This window comes from Roseovarius sp. (assembly GCF_040223625.1).
In the GTDB taxonomy this organism is placed as follows: domain Bacteria; phylum Pseudomonadota; class Alphaproteobacteria; order Rhodobacterales; family Rhodobacteraceae; genus Roseovarius.
Genome location: NZ_JAVKFX010000039.1, coordinates 131,667 through 147,659, shown reverse-complemented (window position 1 = coordinate 147,659; position 15,993 = coordinate 131,667). Strand labels below are relative to the sequence as shown.

At 64.9% G+C, this 15,993-nt stretch carries 17 protein-coding genes; 7 read left to right on the top strand and 10 right to left on the bottom strand.

Annotated elements, in window-relative coordinates; all coding sequences use genetic code 11:
• Positions 1-82: 82 nt before the first annotated feature.
• The 3 genes from RLN94_RS12265 to RLN94_RS12255 all read right to left on the bottom strand — a co-directional run bounded on the left by RLN94_RS12265 (position 83) and on the right by RLN94_RS12255 (position 3,550).
• Positions 83-949 (bottom strand): GltB/FmdC/FwdC-like GXGXG domain-containing protein, encoded by an 867-nt coding sequence (locus RLN94_RS12265; protein ID WP_350128608.1) that lies wholly within the window; start codon positions 947-949, stop codon positions 83-85.
• A 100-nt stretch (positions 950-1,049) separates the two neighbouring features.
• Positions 1,050-1,985 (bottom strand): class II glutamine amidotransferase domain-containing protein, encoded by a 936-nt coding sequence (locus RLN94_RS12260; RefSeq protein ID WP_350158619.1) that lies wholly within the window; start codon positions 1,983-1,985, stop codon positions 1,050-1,052.
• Between the two features lie 95 nt (positions 1,986-2,080).
• The gene (locus tag RLN94_RS12255) at positions 2,081-3,550 is read right to left on the bottom strand and encodes a glutamine synthetase family protein (protein ID WP_350128748.1); all 1,470 of its coding nucleotides are present in this window, start codon (positions 3,548-3,550) and stop codon (positions 2,081-2,083) included.
• A 388-nt stretch (positions 3,551-3,938) separates the two neighbouring features.
• Here RLN94_RS12255 and RLN94_RS12250 point away from each other — a divergent pair, with 388 nt between their 5' ends.
• From RLN94_RS12250 to RLN94_RS12220, 7 genes are all read left to right on the top strand, one after another.
• A complete protein-coding gene (locus tag RLN94_RS12250) occupies positions 3,939-4,628 on the top strand; it encodes a FadR/GntR family transcriptional regulator (RefSeq protein ID WP_350128602.1) in 690 nt (229 codons plus the stop codon).
• 95 nt (positions 4,629-4,723) lie between these two features.
• A complete protein-coding gene (locus RLN94_RS12245; protein ID WP_350128599.1) occupies positions 4,724-5,062 on the top strand; it encodes an ArsR/SmtB family transcription factor in 339 nt (112 codons plus the stop codon).
• On the top strand, positions 5,059-6,087 hold the full coding sequence (locus tag RLN94_RS12240; RefSeq protein ID WP_350158618.1) for a permease: 1,029 nt from the start codon (positions 5,059-5,061) through the stop codon (positions 6,085-6,087). The genes RLN94_RS12245 and RLN94_RS12240 overlap by 4 nt, the downstream gene beginning before the upstream one ends.
• A gap of 206 nt (positions 6,088-6,293) precedes the next feature.
• Positions 6,294-6,953, top strand: a complete 660-nt coding sequence (locus RLN94_RS12235; protein WP_300891239.1) for an ABC transporter ATP-binding protein — start codon at positions 6,294-6,296, stop codon at positions 6,951-6,953.
• Positions 6,931-8,595: a KpsE/RkpR family capsule polysaccharide export protein gene (locus RLN94_RS12230; RefSeq protein ID WP_350128592.1), complete on the top strand. Its 1,665-nt coding sequence runs from the start codon at positions 6,931-6,933 to the stop codon at positions 8,593-8,595. The genes RLN94_RS12235 and RLN94_RS12230 overlap by 23 nt, the downstream gene beginning before the upstream one ends.
• Positions 8,596-8,598: 3 nt before the next feature.
• A complete protein-coding gene (kdsA, locus tag RLN94_RS12225) occupies positions 8,599-9,432 on the top strand; it encodes a 3-deoxy-8-phosphooctulonate synthase (protein WP_350128589.1) in 834 nt (277 codons plus the stop codon).
• Between the two features lie 19 nt (positions 9,433-9,451).
• Entirely contained in the window at positions 9,452-10,948 is a 1,497-nt protein-coding gene (locus RLN94_RS12220; protein ID WP_350128586.1) for a phosphomannomutase/phosphoglucomutase, read from the top strand.
• A 186-nt stretch (positions 10,949-11,134) separates the two neighbouring features.
• Here RLN94_RS12220 and RLN94_RS12215 read toward each other — a convergent pair whose 3' ends face one another.
• The 7 genes from RLN94_RS12215 to RLN94_RS12185 form a co-directional block, all read right to left on the bottom strand.
• Complete coding sequence (locus RLN94_RS12215) at positions 11,135-11,431, bottom strand: 4a-hydroxytetrahydrobiopterin dehydratase (RefSeq protein ID WP_300896112.1); 297 nt, start codon at positions 11,429-11,431, stop codon at positions 11,135-11,137.
• Positions 11,428-12,615: a GNAT family N-acetyltransferase gene (locus tag RLN94_RS12210; RefSeq protein WP_350128583.1), complete on the bottom strand. Its 1,188-nt coding sequence runs from the start codon at positions 12,613-12,615 to the stop codon at positions 11,428-11,430. Before RLN94_RS12210 ends, RLN94_RS12215 begins: the two co-directional genes overlap by 4 nt.
• A gap of 57 nt (positions 12,616-12,672) precedes the next feature.
• Positions 12,673-13,440: a glycerophosphodiester phosphodiesterase family protein gene (locus RLN94_RS12205; protein WP_350128580.1), complete on the bottom strand. Its 768-nt coding sequence runs from the start codon at positions 13,438-13,440 to the stop codon at positions 12,673-12,675.
• Positions 13,437-13,898, bottom strand: coding sequence for a RidA family protein (locus tag RLN94_RS12200; protein ID WP_350128577.1), 462 nt, complete (start codon positions 13,896-13,898; stop codon positions 13,437-13,439). Before RLN94_RS12200 ends, RLN94_RS12205 begins: the two co-directional genes overlap by 4 nt.
• A 286-nt stretch (positions 13,899-14,184) precedes the next feature.
• Positions 14,185-14,403 carry a hypothetical protein gene (locus tag RLN94_RS12195; protein ID WP_350128574.1) on the bottom strand — a complete coding sequence of 73 codons (219 nt, stop codon included), beginning with the start codon at positions 14,401-14,403 and terminating at the stop codon, positions 14,185-14,187.
• Positions 14,404-14,435: 32 nt separating this feature from the next.
• A complete protein-coding gene (gene plsY / locus RLN94_RS12190) occupies positions 14,436-15,044 on the bottom strand; it encodes a glycerol-3-phosphate 1-O-acyltransferase PlsY (RefSeq protein WP_350128571.1) in 609 nt (202 codons plus the stop codon).
• A 30-nt stretch (positions 15,045-15,074) separates the two neighbouring features.
• Complete coding sequence (locus RLN94_RS12185; protein ID WP_350128568.1) at positions 15,075-15,953, bottom strand: hypothetical protein; 879 nt, start codon at positions 15,951-15,953, stop codon at positions 15,075-15,077.
• Between the last annotated feature and the right edge of the window lie 40 nt (positions 15,954-15,993).

The following is a 15,993-nucleotide window of genomic DNA, read 5'->3' as shown; positions in this document are numbered from 1 at the left end:
TCGGTCATCCCGTCCCGGGCCTGACCCGGGACCTCTGTTTCCTCGAGACCCCGGATCATGTCCGGGGTGATCCCGTGACACGTCACAGGATCAATTTCTTCTCGGTCGGCTCAAGATTGTCGTAGTTCCACAGCTGCTTGCCGGCCACGACCTTGGTGAAGTGATCCACCCCCTTCTCGGGCATCAGCCCGTACTGGGTCAGCTTCCGCTTCAGCCATTTCCTGTCGAGATCGGTCAGCTCGGCGGTGACGGCATCGACCCCCAGCGAGCGGATTTCGCCGCCCACGTAGATCGTCCCGTCATACATCGAGTCGCCGAGGTTCTTGCCGGCATTGCCGCAGACAACCATCCGCCCGCGCTGCATCATGAAGCCCGAGAGCGCCCCGGTGTCGCCACCGACGATGATCGTGCCGCCCTTCTGGTCGATACCGGTGCGCGACCCGACCGAGCCCTTGCAGACAAGGTCGCCGCCCCGCATCGCCGCCCCGAAGGTGGAACCGGCGTTCTTCTCGATCACCACGGTGCCCGCCATCATGTTCTCGGCGCAGGACCAGCCGACCCGGCCGGTGATCCGCACGTTGGGCCCGTCGATCAGGCCGACGCCGAAATATCCCGTCGAGCCTTCGATGATCAGGTTCAGCTTGCTCAGGATCCCCACGCCAAGGCTGTGCTTGCCGCGCGGGTTCTGCAGCACGATCGTGCCATAGCCCTCGCGCATCAGTTCGCGGATGCGGCTGTTCACCTCGGTGGTGGTCATCTTGTCGGTATCAAGCTCGGTGCGCTTGTTGAAATCGACATCCGGCGCCCAGGGATAGGTGAACCGTTCCTCGGCATCGGGGTCGAACTCGACATACAGCGACTTGCCCGTCAGCTGTTCGGTGCGCATGCCCAAGGCGGTCACCCGCTCCTCCTGGGTCATCTGCTTGAGGTCTTCGTCGCTTACCGCCATGTCTCAACTCCCTTCGCGACTGGTGTGCTGCCCGCCCCGGACTTGATCCGGGGCCTCTGGCCTGCGAGGTCCCGGGTCAGGCCCGGGACGCGGTGACGTCTCACGCCTGCCATACCCGCACCTCCTCGTCGTAGGGGTCCGTCGTGTCGATCTCCTGCGGAAGGATCGCCCGGATCGCCACCTCTTCCGAGGCCATCGCGATCAGGTCGTCGGATTCGTAGAGAACCAGCGGCTTCGCCGCCATCGTGTCCTTGGCCATGCCAAGCTGGTCCTTGGTCGCCACGAGATAGGTGAACACCCCGTCGATCTCCTCGATCGACTGCCGCAGGCTGTCCTCGAGTGACACGCCATTGGCCAGGTTATGCGCGGTATAGACCGCCAGCAGCTCGCTGTCGCAGTTCGACATGAACCGGTGGCCCTTGCGCTCCATCTGGCGGCGCATGATCCAGTAGTTGGTGATCTGGCCGTTATGCACCACGCTCACGTCGTTATAGGGGAACGCCCAGTAGGGGTGCGCCGACTTGATATCGACATCCGACTCGGTCGCCATCCGCGTGTGGCCGATCCCGTGCGTGCCCTTGAACTCGTTCAGGCCGTACTGGTTCGACACGACCGTGGCATCGCCCAGGTCCTTGATCAGCTCCAGCCCGTTGCCGAAGGACAGGATCTCGACGCCGTCGGTCTCTTCGATCCGCTCGGCCAGCTTGCCGGTGTCGTCGATATCGCTCAGCACGTAGCGCAGCGCATATTCCGTCGCCGCGTCCTTCGACTTCACGGTGACATTGTGTTCGGCCAGGATCTCGTCGACCGAAGCGATCCGGTCGGCGATCAGCTTGTGAACGCTATGGCCGCGCGCCCGGTCCTCGGCCTCGGCGACCTTGAGGCGCATGATGAACTCGCCTTCCTTGGGCTCGCCATAGACCGCGTAACCGGTGCTGTCCGGGCCGCGATGTTTGAGGGCCTGCAACATCGCGGTCATTTCCGACCCGACGTTTGCGCTCTTGCCCTTGTGGATCAATCCAGCAATTCCGCACATCTGGATGCGCCTCCTTTGGTTGTCTGGGTGTCGCGTTGCTGTTCAAGAAAGGCGGCAGGCAAGAGGGTCACCTGCCGCCTTGAGAATGGAATGCCTCAGGGCAGACACTCCATGTACATTTCGTTGTCCCACTCGGTGACGGTCGACATGAAGCGGGCGAACTCGTCCCGCTTGTACTCGTCGTAGAGCCGGTACATCTCGCCCGGCAGGCCGCGCTGCACGACATCGCTCGCCGCCAGCTTGTCGAGCGCCTCGCCAAGGCTCATCGGAAGCTTCTTCACTTCCTTGCCCTGCTCCATCGCCTCGTAGATGTTGCGCTCCTCCGGCTTGCCCGGGTCGAGATCGTTCTCCAGCCCGTCATCCATCGCCGCCAGCAGGGTCGACCCCATCAGGTAGGGGTTCACCATCGAGTCGACCGAGCGGTACTCGAACCGCCCCGGCGCCGAGACCCGCAGGCCCGTCGTCCGGTTCTGGAAGCCCCAGTCAGAGAAGACCGGCGCCCAGAAACCCGTATCCCAAAGCCGGCGGTACGAGTTCACCGTCGAACAGCCGATCGCGGTCAGCGCCTGCAGGTGATGCACCACGCCGCCGATCGCCTTCAGCCCTTCCTTGCCCGGCATCTGCGGGTCGTCCGTGTCGGGCATGAAGGTGTTCTCGCCGCCTTTCACGTACATGTAGTTGTCGGCCATCCCCGGCAGGTCGTCGGGGTTGTTGCCGCACTTGACGAACTCGTCCTCGCCGCCGCGCCACAGGCTCATGTTATGGTGACAGCCGCTGGCCGACACGCCCATGAACGGCTTGGTCATGAAGCAGGCGAAAATCCCGTTCTCCCGCGCCACCTGCGCACAGATCTGGCGATAGGTGGTCAGACGGTCGGCATTGCGCAGCACGTCGTCGAACATCCAGTTCAGCTCGAGCTGCCCGGGCGCGTCCTCGTGGTCGCCCTGGATCATGTCGAGCCCCATCTTCCGCGCGTAGCGGATCACCTGGAGCGAGACCGGCCGCAGGCTCTCGAACTGGTCGATATGATAGCAATAGGGCTTGGAATAGCCGTCCTTCGGCTTGCCGTTCTCGTCGAATTTCAGCCACATCATCTCCGGCTCGGTGCCGATCCGCAGCTTGGTGCCGTGCTTCTTGGTGAACTCGTCATGCAGCCGGCGCAGGTTGCCGCGGCAATCCGAGGTCAGGTAGCCGCCCGGATCCTTCTTTTCCTCGCGGTTGCGGAACAGCGTGCAGTAGAACCGCCCGATCTCGGGCGCCCAGGGCAGCTGCATGAAGGTTTCCGGCTCGGGGATACCGACCAGCTCCGCCGCTTCCGGGCCATAGCCGAGATAGTCGCCGCCCCGGTTCAGGAACAGGTTCATCGTCGCGCCGTAGACAAGCTGGAAGCCCTTCTTGGCCACCTGCTCCCAGTGATCGGCCGGGATGCCCTTGCCCATGATCTTGCCGGTGACCGAGACGAACTGCAGGTAGAGGTACTCGATCCCCAGCTCGTCGATCTTCTTCCGGACTTCCTTGATCTTCTCGTCGCGGCCCGGCGCTTCGACGAATTTCTCGATATCCATTTCAGCCACTGTCTTGCTCCCTGATGGTTGTGCCGCCTCTGGTCTGATGCCGTTCGGCGGCGTTGGCCTTTAAGTTGCGTGAACCAATCCTGTCATGTCCGGTACATCTCCCGACCCTTCCGGGAGGTGCGCAGCTTCCCTGCGGCACGCTTCGCGTGTAAACATGGGTGGATGACCCGTCCGATCATTTGTTCCAGATGTGCCAATGCGAAGCACTCCCAAACAAAGGTGTTGCCGTCCGCGATACGTCCGGCGCGGAGGTTTACCGCGTGATACAAGCTTTCCGCTGCGTCGGCCAAAAGTCAACCACTTTTGATCCAATAGGTAAGTTTCTGCTGGAAATTTCATCCTTTTGGTATATTTTTGGACTAATCGAGGGAGGGCGCGCATGAACGCACCGGGCGATCAGAAACTCGGCGCAGCCGATATCGCGGCACTGATCAGGCGCGAGATTTCCAAGGGAAATCTACAGCTTCACGACCGCCTGCCGCCCGAGCGCGTGCTGGCCGAGACCTATGGCGCCGCCCGCGGCACCATCCGCAAGGCTCTCACCCGGCTCGAACAGGAGGGCTATGTCGAGATTCGCGCCGGAAGCGGTACATATGTGGCCCACAAACCCGATCGAAGCACCACCGACGCGATCGAGAACGCCACCCCGCTCGAACTGATGGACACCCGATTCGCCCTCGAACCCCATGTCTGCCGCCTTGCCGTCCTCCACGGCCGCCACTCCGATTTCGACCGCATGGAAGAGCTCTGCACGCGGATGGAAGCCTGCACCGAGGATCCGGTCGGCTTCTCCGAGGCCGATACCGAGTTTCACCGCGCGCTGGTCGATTCGACGCGCAACGGCCTGCTCATCTGGATCATCGACCAGATCGGCAATGTCCGGAGCGAGGATGACTGGACCCGCATGCGCCACCTCACCCTCGATGCCCAGACCATCCGCACCTACAACGTCCAGCACCGCCAGATCATGAACGCCATCCGCACCCGCGAACCCGAGCGTGCGGCGAACATCATGAAGGAACATCTCGAAACCGCCCGCCTGTCGCTCACCCGCGCGTCGGAGACCTGAGCGAGGCACGCCTGCAAGGGCGTGACGAGCGGACGTTTCGACAATTCTCGAAATAACCCTTGCCCACACGCAAATACTTCGATATTTCTAGAATCATGAAACAATCACCCATCTCCGATCACGACCTCGCCCTCGCCGCTTCCACCTTCGCCGCATTGGGCAGCGAACAGCGCCTCGCCGTCCTGCGCACCCTCGTCCGCGCCGGCACCGACGGGCTGACGATCGGCGAACTTGGCCAACGCACCGGCGTCACCGGCTCCACCCTGACCCATCACATGAAAATCCTCGCCCAGTCCGGCCTCGTCACCCAGGAAAAACAGGGCCGCAGCATCATCTGCGCCGCCGTCGCCTATGACGAGCTGCGCGCCCTTGCCGATTTCCTCCTGCGCGAATGCTGCGCCGACAGCCCCAACCCCGCGGATCACGCCCGATGACCGACATCTCCCTCCCCGCCGCCCGCCTCTGGTGGCAGAAGACCGACAAGGCCTGGCTCGCCCTCGTCACCATCCTCGCGCTCACCGCCTTCTTCGACCCCGCGCAATTCCGCCCCACCCTCACCTTCACCGCCACCGCGCTCTGGCACACCGCCCCCTTCATCGCCTTCGCCGTCCTGGCCGTCGCCTACATGAAGGCCACCGGCGCCGAGACGCTGCTGGCCCGCGCCTTCGAAGGCCGCCAGGCCCGCTTGATCCTCCTCGCCGCGCTCTTGGGCGGCCTCTCCCCCTTCTGCTCCTGCGAGGTCATCCCCTTCATCGCCGCCATGCTCGCCCTCGGCGCGCCGCTCGGCGCGGTCATGGCCTTCTGGCTCGCCTCGCCGATCATGGACCCTGCGATGTTCCTCATCACCTCCGGCACGCTCGGCTGGGATTTCGCCATCGCCAAGACCCTCGCCGCCATCGGCCTCGGCCTCTTCGGCGGCTTCGTCACCATGGCCGCCGCCCGCTCCGCCGTCTTCGCCGACCCTCTGCGGGAAAAACCGCAGATCGGCGGCTGCTGCGGCGTGAAAAAACCTTTCCAGGGCAAACCCCTCTGGCGCTTCTGGCAGGAGGCCGACCGCCGCGACACCTTCCGCGAGAACGCCCTCGAAAACGCCGTCTTCCTCGTGAAATGGCTGGCCCTGGCCTATGTCATCGAAGCCCTGATGCTCGAATACGTCCCCGCCGACATGATCGCCCGCCTCCTCGGCGGGGACGGGCTCGGCGCCATCATCCTCGGCGCTCTCGTCGGCGCCCCCGCCTACCTCAACGGCTACGCCGCCGTGCCGCTGGTCGACGCGCTGCTGGCCCAGGGCATGAGCAACGGCGCCGCCATGAGCTTCGTCATCGCCGGCGGCGTCAGCTGCATACCCGCCGCCATCGCCGTCTGGGCGCTCGTCAAACCCCGCGTCTTCGCCGCCTATCTCGGCCTCGCCATCACCGGCGCCATCCTCGCGGGCCTCGCCTGGCAGGCCGTCGCCTGACCCCCCGCACCGGGCCACAATCTTTCCGCAACGGAAACAAAACCCGGTGCGCACCCGTGATTTTTGACGCATAATGACCTAAAATGGCCACGATTTATTGAAACATTCACCCGAATTCGGACATACTGAAGCACGAGGTTGGCTTTTCAGGCCTTAACGCAGCCCTGCCAAGAACAGGGCCGTCAGAGCAGCACCGGAGCCCTTGGATGCTCGAATTCGAGAATGTGAGCAAGTCTTTCTGGACGGGAAGCCAGCGCAAGGTCATCCTCGACCGCGTCTCCTTCCGCGTCGAGCTTGGCCGCAGCCTCGGCATCCTCGCGCCCAACGGCACCGGCAAGACCACCCTGATCAAGATGATGGCCGGGCTCGAGAAACCCGACGAGGGCGAGATCCGCCGCGGCTGCCGCATCAGCTTCCCGCTGGGCTTCATGGGCGGCGTCATCACCAAGGTCTCGGCGATGGAGAACTCCCGCTACATCGCCCGCCTCTACGGGCTCGACCCCGATTATGTCGAGGCGTTCTGCCGCTGGCTCTGCGGCCTCGGCGAATATTTCGACCAGCCCTTGGGCACCTACTCCTCGGGAATGCGCGCCCGCTTCACCTTTTCGCTGATGCTGGCGCTTGACTTCGATATGTACCTGATCGACGAAGGCATGCCGAGCTCGACCGATGTCGAGTTCAACCGCAAGGCCGGCGAGATCCTGAAAGAGCGGCTGGCGACCACCACCGTGGTGATCGTCTCGCACCAGCCGCAGACGCTCGAGAAATTCGCGCGCTCCGCCGCCGTCCTGAAAAACGGCAAGCTTCACATGTTCGACACCTTGGAAGAGGCAAGACAGCTCTATGACTACGAAACCCAAGGCTAGGAAATTCCGCATCCGCCGCACCCCGGCCACCCAGGCCGGGCCGGTGTCGGACACCGCCCGCACCCCCTCGCAAGGGCCGCAGGACGACGAGCGCGCGCATTACGAGCCGCCCGTCACCCCGCGCACCGAAACCCACGACACCTCCCACGAGGCGACGGAACCCCCCTCCCGTGCCGGCATGGTCTCCAGCGCCGCGGAAATGAGTGCCTCGCAGGATATCGACGCCATCCGCAACGAGGGCCTCACCGGCCGCCAGCTTCGCATGGCCCGCCGCATGGCCCAGAAGCACGGCCTCGCGCCCACCTCCGATTTCGACGCCGTCCGCCTTCTGCGCGCCAAGGGCATCGACCCGTTCCAGCGCTCCAACATCCTCGAGCTGGTCACCACCAACGGCCGCCAGCCCGCCGAGAGCGGAGAAGAGCGCATCCAGCTCCCCCAGACGGTGCCCGCGCAACAGTTCCACCTCCCCTCGACCGAGGTCACCCCGGCCGAGCGCCGCGCCTCCGAGATCATGCAGATCCAGCGCGACATCGGCCGCCGCCGCCGCCGCAAGCTGGCGCTGCTCATGTCGCGCCTGCTGGCCTTCGTCTTCCTGCCGACCTTCATCGTCGGCTACTACTATTTCAACATCGCCACGCCGATGTACTCCACCAAGTCGGAATTCCTGATCCTCACCGCCGACGGCTCCGCCGGCTCCTCGCCCGCCTCGGGCCTCTTCAGCGGCACGGCCTTCGCCACCGGGCAGGATTCCATCGCCACGCAGTCCTACCTGCAATCCAAGGACGCCATGCTGCGCCTCGATCAGGACGTGGGCTTCCGCGACCATTTCAGCCAGTCCTGGATCGACCCGATCCAGCGGCTCGACCCCGGCGCCACGAACGAGGCCGCCTACGGCATCTACAAGAAATATGTCAAGCTCGGCTATGACCCGACCGAGGGCGTGATCCGGATGGAGCTGTCCACCGCCGACCCCGAGGTCAGCCAGCAATTCTCGCAGAAGCTCATCGAATACGCCGAGGAACGCGTCGACCACCTCAGCCAGGAGAAGCGGCAGGACGCGGTCAAGACCGCCGTCGCCAGCCTCGAGGATGCCAAGGCCGAGCGCCGCGCCGCCCAGGAACGGCTGGTCACCCTTCAGGAAGGCTCGATCCTCGACCCCGAGGGCGAGGTCGCCAATATCCGCGCGTTGATCCAGAACGTCGAGCTGCAGCTTCAGGAAAAGCAGCTTGCCCTGAACACCCAGCTCAACAACTCCCGCCCCAACGCCGCCAAGGTCGAGGCCCTGCGCAGCCAGATCGAGGTGCTGGAACGCGAGCTTGCCAAGCAGAACGCCCGCCTGACCGACGCCACCGAAAGCTCCACCTCGCTCGCCTCGCAGGCGGCCGAGATTCAGATGGCGCAGGCCGACCTCGCCACCGCCGACCTCGTCCTCCAATCCGCGCTCGAGGCGAAACGCGCCTCCGAGATCGAGGCGAACAAGCAGGTCCGCTACCTCACGGTCAGCGTCACGCCCGTCGCTTCGCAAGATCCCTCCTATCCGCGGGCCTTCGAGAACACGGTTGTTGCGTTCCTGATTTTTGCCGGTATCTACCTCATGGTGTCGCTCACCGCGTCCATTCTGAGAGAGCAGGTATCGTCCTAACCCATGACGCATGTCGAAGTTTCCGACCTCACGATCGGCAATGACCGCCCCCTGACGGTCATCGCCGGCCCGTGCCAGCTTGAAAGCACCGACCACGCCCAGATGATCGCCGGCACCATGGCCGAGGCCTGCATGGAAGCCGGGGCACAGTTCATCTTCAAGGGCTCCTTCGACAAGGCCAACCGCTCGTCCATGTCCGGCAAGCGCGGCCTCGGCATGGACGAAGGGCTCAAGGTCATGCAGTCGGTCAAGGACACGCTCGGCGTGCCGGTGCTGACCGACGTGCACCTCCCCGACCAATGCGCCACCGTGGCGGGGGTCGTGGATGTCCTGCAGATCCCCGCCTTCCTCTGCCGCCAGACCGACCTGCTGCTGGCGGCCGGCGAAACCGGCGCGGCGATCAACGTCAAGAAGGGCCAGTTTCTCGCGCCCTGGGACATGGCCGGCGTCATCTCCAAGCTGGAAAGCACCGGCAACACCCGCCTGATGCTGACCGAGCGCGGCACCACCTTCGGCTACAACGCGCTTGTCGCCGACATGCGCGCCCTGCCGCAGATGGCGAAAACCGGCTACCCGGTGGTGATGGACGCCACCCATTCCGTGCAGCAGCCCGGCGGCCTTGGCGGCTCCTCCGGCGGACAGCGCGAATTCGCGCCGGTCATGGCACGGGCCGCGGTTGCCATCGGGGTCGCCGCCGTGTTCATAGAAACCCATGAAGACCCCGACAGCGCGCCCTCCGACGGGCCCAACATGATCCACCTCGCGCAGATGCCCGCGCTGATTTCAACGCTCATGAAATTCGACAGGCTGGCCAAGGAAAACCCCCTCGGCCTCTGATATCCAGAAGGATTTTGCCGTGACCAAACCGCTGCCCGACGTCACCCCCAATACGTGGTCCTTCCTGCGCGACCCGATGATCAAGCCCACGGGATTCCGGGAATACGACGCGCGCTGGAAATACCCTGACGAGATCAACCTGCCCGGCATGACCGCCCTCGGCCTCGGCCTCGGCACCCAGATGCACAAGCGCGGCATCGCCCCCCTCATCGCCGTGGGCAACGACTACCGCGACTATTCTCTGTCGATCAAGAACGCCCTGATCGTCGGCCTCATGCAGGCCGGCATCAAGGTCAAGGATATCGGCCCGGCCCTTTCGCCCATGGCCTATTTCTCGCAGTTCCACCTCGACGTGCCGGCCGTCGCCATGGTCACGGCCAGTCACAACCCCAACGGCTGGACCGGCGTGAAGATGGGCTTCGACCGCCCGCTGACCCACGGACCGGACGAAATGGGCGAACTGCGCGACATCGTCCTGAACGGCGAGGGCGAGAAACGCGACGGCGGCGCCTACGAATTCGTCGACGGCGTGCGCGAGGCCTATCTCGACGACCTGATCGGCGATTTCCGCATGTCCCGCAAACTGAAGGTGGTCTGCGCCACCGGCAACGGCACCGCATCGGCCATCGCGCCCGAGCTCTTCGAACGCCTCGGCGTCGAGGTCGTGCCGCTCCACACCGAGCTCGACTACACCTTCCCCAACTACAACCCCAACCCCGAAGCCATGGAAATGCTGCACGACATGGCCGACGCCGTGCGCGCCTCGGGTGCCGATTTCGCGTTGGGCTTCGATGGCGACGGCGACCGCTGCGGCGTGGTCGATGACGAGGGCGAGGAGATCTTCGCCGACAAGGTCGGCGTCATCCTGGCCCGCGACCTCTCCAAGCTCTACCCCAACTCCATCTTCGTGGCCGACGTCAAATCCACCGGCCTCTTCGCCGCCGATCCCGAATTGCAGAAGAACGGCGTCACCGCCGATTACTGGAAAACCGGCCACAGCCACATGAAGCGGCGGGTGAAGGAAATCGGCGCCCTCGCCGGTTTCGAGAAATCCGGCCACTACTTCCTCGCCGAACCCGTCGGCCGCGGCTACGATTGCGGGATGCGCGTCGCCGTCGAGATCTGCAAGCTGATGGACCGCAACCCCGACATGTCCATGTCCGACCTGCGCCGCGCCCTGCCGCAGACATGGTCGACCCCCACCATGTCGCCCTATTGCGGCGATACCGAGAAATACGAGGTGCTCGACCGCATCGTCGAGAAACTGGTCACCAAGGCCGAGGATGGCGAAAAATTCGCCGGCCGCGACGTCAAGGAAGTGGTCACCGTCAACGGCGCCCGCGTCATCCTCGACAACGGAAGCTGGGGGCTGGTCCGCGCCAGTTCCAACACGCCCAACCTCGTGGTGGTCTGCGAAAGCGCCGAAAGCGACGCCGAAATGCGCGCCATCTTCGAAGAGCTCGACACGGTCATCCGCACCGAGCCCTCCGTCGGCGAATACGACCAGAAAATCTGATCCCAGACGACACCCGCCCCGGGCCCGACCCGGGGCCTCGCCCCACAAGGCACACCCGCCCCGGGCCCGACCCGGGGCCTCGCCCCACAAGGCAAACCCGCCCCGGGCCCGACCCGGGGCCTCGCCCCATCATCCGCTCGGCAAGCCAACCAGAGGCCCCGGGTCAAGCCCGGGGCGCTTCCACCCTCACTCCGCCAACCCGTCCATCTTCCGGGCCAGCTTGACATCAAGCGAGCTCAGCCCGTCGACGTCATGCGTGGTCAGCGTCACCTTCACCGTCTTGTAGACGTTCGACCATTCCGGGTGGTGGTTCCACTTCTCCGCCCACATCGCGCATTTCGTCATGAAGCCGAACGCCTCGACGAAATTGCCGAACTCGTAGGTCTTGTTGATCGCGTCGCGTTCGCCATCCATCTCCCAGCCGGCCTCGAGCAGCGGCTCAAGCGTGGTCTTGCGGGCAGTATCGCTGAGTTTCTCGGTCACTGGCGTTCCTCTCTATTGTCTTTCCGGAACGGGCCGTAACTTGTGAGGATCTCGATATCCTCACTCACCGCGTTCCTCTCCGCCTCTAGATAATGCGCAATCGCCTCGGCGAAACCCGCATCGCGCATCCAGTGCAGGGAATATGTCTCTGCCGGCAGGTATCCGCGGGCCAGCTTGTGCTCCCCCTGCGCCCCCGCCTCGACCCGTGCCAATCCCTGTTCGATCGCGAAATCGATGGCCCGGTAATAGCACAGCTCGAAATGCAGGCACGGGTGATGCTCGGTACAGCCCCAGTACCGCCCGAACAGCGCCTCCCGCCCGATCATGTTCAGCGCGCCGGCCACGGGCCGCCCCTGCCGCTCGGCCAGGACCAGCAGGATATCGTCGCGCAGCCCCTCGTGGGCAATATCGAAAAACTCCCGCGTCAGGTAGGGCATCCCCCATTTCCGCGCGCCGGTATCCTGGTAGAAGGTCCAGACCGCGTCCCAATGCTCCGGCTCGATATCCCCGCCGGTCAGCATCCTGATCTCGCCGCCGAAACCATTGGCCTCCCGCCGCTCCTTGCGGATGTTCTTCCGCTTGCGCGACGACATCGAGGCCAGGAACGCATCGAAATCCTCGTACCCCCGGTTCCGCCAGAGGAATTGCTGCGAGGCCCGCGGCATCAGCCCCATCGCCTCGCCCGCCTCCGCCTCGGCCGCGGTGCAGAAGGTGACATGCAGCGACGAGATGCTGTTGCGGTCCGCCAGCTGCACCGCCCCCTGCACCAGCGCCGCCTGCCCCGCCTCCTCGTAGCCCGGCCGGGTCAGGAACCGCCGCCCGGTGACCGGCGTGAACGGCACCGCCACCTGCAGCTTGGGATAATACCGCCCGCCCGCCCGCTCATAGGCATGGGCCCAGTTGAAATCGAAGATATACTCGCCCTGGCTGTGGGTCTTGGCATAAAGCGGCGCACAGGCGATCACCTGCCCGTCGATCTCGGCCGCCATGTATTGCGGGTGCCACCCGGTGCCCCGCCCGACCGATCCGCTATCCTCCAGCGCCTTGAGAAACCGGTAGGTCGTGAACGGATCATCGGGCGGCCCGCCATCCTCCGCCTCCGGACAGGCGCAACCGTCCCAGTCCGCCTGACCGATCTGGTCAAGCCGGTCATGCACCGTGATGGTGACCGCCTGCCCGTCCATTGCTTGCCGCCTTCGCCGTGAGTGTTCCGCCTAGACTTGTGCCCCGCGGGCCCGAGTTCAAGCCGGAATGGCCGCGCGGTACCCCTCGAAGGTCACGTTATCGGCAACCTGCCGGGCCTCTGCCTCCGCCTCGGGCGTCTGGATCGTCCAGCACAGAACCGCCGCACCCCCGGCCTTCAGCGCCGTTACCCGGTCACGGCCCAGGTCGGGCGCGTGATGGCTGATGAAGGAACACCCGGCGGCCTCGTAATCGGGTATCTCCCGCAGCCGCCTGCGCGTGGCCACCTTCAGCAGCGGCCAGTCCATGGCCCTGAACCCACAGCTCACGATTCCCCGCGGCCATTCCGGCGCCAGCTCCGCCATCCGCACCACCATGTGCGGGTTGAACGACATCAGCGCCAGCGGCCCGTCATACCCCTGCAAATCCGCCGCCGTGGCCTGTTCCAGCGCCCCGTCGGTCTCGCCCATCTGCCCGTGCTGGTCCTTCAACTCCACCAGCAACGGCACCCGGCCATCCACCAGCTCCAGCACCTCGGCAAAGCTCGGAACCCCCTCCTGCCCGCCCAGCAGCCCGATCCGCGACAGCTCCGCCGCCTCGCGCTGGCGGATCGGCCCCTTGTCGCCGGTCAGCCGCCCGAGGTCATAGTCGTGAAACACCATCGCCCGGCCATCCAGGCTGAGCTGCAGGTCGATCTCGATGCCATAGCCGGCCGCGATCGCCGCCTCGATCGCGGCGCGCGAATTCTCCGGCCGCCCGTCCGCCACATCGTGCAACGCCCGGTGCGCGATCGGCAGCCGCAGGAAACTTTCCGGAAGCCCGCTCATCCGATCTGGAAGATGCCTTCGATCTCGACCGCCACGCCGAAAGGCAGCGACGCCGCCGAGACCGCCGAGCGCGAATGCCGCCCCGCCTCGCCCAGCGCCTCGGCCATGAAATCCGACGCGCCGTTCACCACCATCGGCTGCTCGCCATAGTCCGCCGTCGAATTGACGAACCCGATCAGCTTCACCACCCGCTTCAGCCGGTCAAGATCGCCGCCACAGGCCGCCTTGACCTGCGCCAGAAGCGCGATGGCACAGACCTTCGCGGCCTCCGCGCCGGCGGCGGTGTCCATGTCGTCCCCCAGCTTGCCGGTGATCAGCTTGTCACCCGCCTTGGGAATCTGGCCCGAGACATAGAGCGTGTCGCCCACCTGCACGTACGGCACGTAATTGGCCGCCGGCGCCGGCGCGTCGGGCAGGCTCACGCCCATCTCGGCCAGCTTCTTCTCGAATTGTCCCATGGGTTCCTCCGCCACTGGTCCTGTCGCGGCGGACGCTACCCGCGCGGGTCCGGGTTGAAAACCCTATTCGTGCGGGCGCCGCCGGAATTCGCCGCCGTCGCCGGAATGCCCCGTTGCGCGGCCCACAACATCTCGCGTGTTGCGCCCGGAACGGCGCATCAACCCCTGCCGATACAGACCCCGACACCGACGCGATACCGACGAAATACCGACGTGATACCGACGTCGGCTTCCCTTCAAAACAAGGCCGTTAACCATCGAATCACGCCGCGGCGCGGCACCGCCCTCATTCCGGCACCAGCTCCAGCACGAACCGCACCACCTTCTCCTCCGGCATCTCGCAGGGCTTCACCCTCGCCCCCTTCGCCAGCCGGTAGAGGTTCAGACTGACGTAATCCCCCCCGCCCAGCTCCTCCGCCACCAGCTTCTCCACCCGCCCGCCGGCAAGGGCCTGCCTGACCACGCCATAGCGCCGCCCCCCGGCCCGACCGGTGAAGTACCCCATGGGCAACGCGTTGAAAGCGTTCAGGAAATTCTCTATCGCTTCTCGCCGATCTTGGGCTCGGCCCCGTCCTTGATCCGGGCGATATTCTCCCGGTGCCGGACGAAGACGAGGATCGTCAGGATCACCCCCAGCACGAACATCCGCGGATGCCCCAGCGCAAAGACCCACATCGTCGACAGCGCCGCCGCCATCAGCGCCCCCATCGAAGACGTCCGCGTGACGGCGACGGTTATCGCCCAGGTCAGGCAGGCCGCGATCCCCACCGGCCACGCCAGCGCCAGCAATATGCCAAGGAAAGTCGCCACCCCCTTGCCCCCCCGGAACCCCAGCCATACCGGGAAGCAGTGGCCCAAAAATGCAGCCAAACCAGCAAGTTGCGCGGCATCCTCCCCGGTCATCCACCTGGCCAGAAGCACCGCCACGGCCCCCTTGGCACCATCCAGCACCAGCGTCGCCGCCGCCGCCCGCTTGTCACCGGTGCGCAGAACATTGGTCGCCCCGATGTTCCCCGACCCGATCTCGCGCAGGTTTCCCAAGCCCAGCCAACGTGTTAGCAGTATCCCGAACGGGATCGACCCCAGCAGGTAGCCGATCACGGCCCACAGCAGGAGAAGCATGATCGGTGTGTCCATCAAGGGCATGTGAAAGCGCCTCTTCCGTATTCAGTGATATCACTCGTCAGGCAGTAGATACGCCGCGCCGTTCTCCGGGACAACCATGACCGGCGAAACCACGTCACGCCCCCGGACAACCTCGAAAACTAGACGCGATTGCGGATGGCTCTCGGTGATGAATAGCCGCACCACTTCGGCCATCATGTCCTCGGCATGAACCAGCCGCGGATCGGTGAAAAAGACCCTCTCCCGACACGGATGCGCGACCCAGCAGCGCTCCATGCCGTTTCCGGCCATCATGTCCTGGAACAGCTTGTCATGTGCCAGAAGGGTGGGCGTCATCCACTCGTCCGACCCTTCGTAATAGAAGGCTGCCAGCCCCGCCTCGTTGACATCCTCCATACAGATCTCGCGTGCGATGCCTCGCTCGTTTTCCATTGCCCGTTCAAGGGCTTGCGGCCCAGTCAGCCCAAGTGCCCCGAGGTGCTCTCGCGTCACCGGATGCACGGTGCCCGGCGTTTCCAGCGCGGCCATCCAGACAAGGTCGCCGGCAAAGGGCGCGGCCCAGACCCCGGAGTGATCGGCCGGAAGATCTTCCCCGTTCTCGAAAAGCGGTCGCGCGATTTCCGCGTCCCGCCCCATGTAGCCGATGTGGCGGATCAGGGGCCGCAACATGCCGGCCCCCACGGTGATGTTATCCGGGTCTTCCGCCATTGCGGCGGTGAACTCGCGCAACAGGTCGTCCGTCTCCAGGCCGTCTTCGAGCATGGCCCTGTATGTCTTCCATATGTTCGTCATGTCGACGGTCGTGGGGGCCTCCTGCTGCTTGGAATGCCATAGATGCAGCCCGGCCTCCCCCTCGCTCGCGACCCTGGCTACACTGGCAGAGTCCTGAATCCGCGAACCTATCTCGTCCCGGAACGCCTTCAGGGACATTCCCCGTCTTCGGCCAAACAACTTCCTGAGCATGAGTTTT

Excerpts from the sequence above, each read along its gene's own strand:
- RLN94_RS12260 (WP_350158619.1), bottom strand. The coding sequence starts at position 1,985 with ATGTGCGGAATTGCTGGATTGATCCACAAGGGCAAGAGCGCAAACGTC.
- RLN94_RS12185 (WP_350128568.1), bottom strand. The coding sequence starts at position 15,953 with ATGTCCCTGAAGGCGTTCCGGGACGAGATAGGTTCGCGGATTCAGGAC.
- RLN94_RS12205 (WP_350128580.1), bottom strand. The coding sequence starts at position 13,440 with ATGAGCGGGCTTCCGGAAAGTTTCCTGCGGCTGCCGATCGCGCACCGG.
- RLN94_RS12255 (WP_350128748.1), bottom strand. The coding sequence starts at position 3,550 with ATGGATATCGAGAAATTCGTCGAAGCGCCGGGCCGCGACGAGAAGATC.
- RLN94_RS12195 (WP_350128574.1), bottom strand. The coding sequence starts at position 14,403 with ATGGGGTACTTCACCGGTCGGGCCGGGGGGCGGCGCTATGGCGTGGTC.
- RLN94_RS12235 (WP_300891239.1), top strand. The coding sequence starts at position 6,294 with ATGCTCGAATTCGAGAATGTGAGCAAGTCTTTCTGGACGGGAAGCCAG.
- RLN94_RS12210 (WP_350128583.1), bottom strand. The coding sequence starts at position 12,615 with ATGGACGGGCAGGCGGTCACCATCACGGTGCATGACCGGCTTGACCAG.
- RLN94_RS12245 (WP_350128599.1), top strand. The coding sequence starts at position 4,724 with ATGAAACAATCACCCATCTCCGATCACGACCTCGCCCTCGCCGCTTCC.
- RLN94_RS12265 (WP_350128608.1), bottom strand. The coding sequence starts at position 949 with ATGGCGGTAAGCGACGAAGACCTCAAGCAGATGACCCAGGAGGAGCGG.
- kdsA (WP_350128589.1), top strand. The coding sequence starts at position 8,599 with ATGACGCATGTCGAAGTTTCCGACCTCACGATCGGCAATGACCGCCCC.
- RLN94_RS12230 (WP_350128592.1), top strand. The coding sequence starts at position 6,931 with ATGACTACGAAACCCAAGGCTAGGAAATTCCGCATCCGCCGCACCCCG.
- RLN94_RS12250 (WP_350128602.1), top strand. The coding sequence starts at position 3,939 with ATGAACGCACCGGGCGATCAGAAACTCGGCGCAGCCGATATCGCGGCA.
- RLN94_RS12200 (WP_350128577.1), bottom strand. The coding sequence starts at position 13,898 with ATGGGACAATTCGAGAAGAAGCTGGCCGAGATGGGCGTGAGCCTGCCC.
- plsY (WP_350128571.1), bottom strand. The coding sequence starts at position 15,044 with ATGCCCTTGATGGACACACCGATCATGCTTCTCCTGCTGTGGGCCGTG.
- RLN94_RS12240 (WP_350158618.1), top strand. The coding sequence starts at position 5,059 with ATGACCGACATCTCCCTCCCCGCCGCCCGCCTCTGGTGGCAGAAGACC.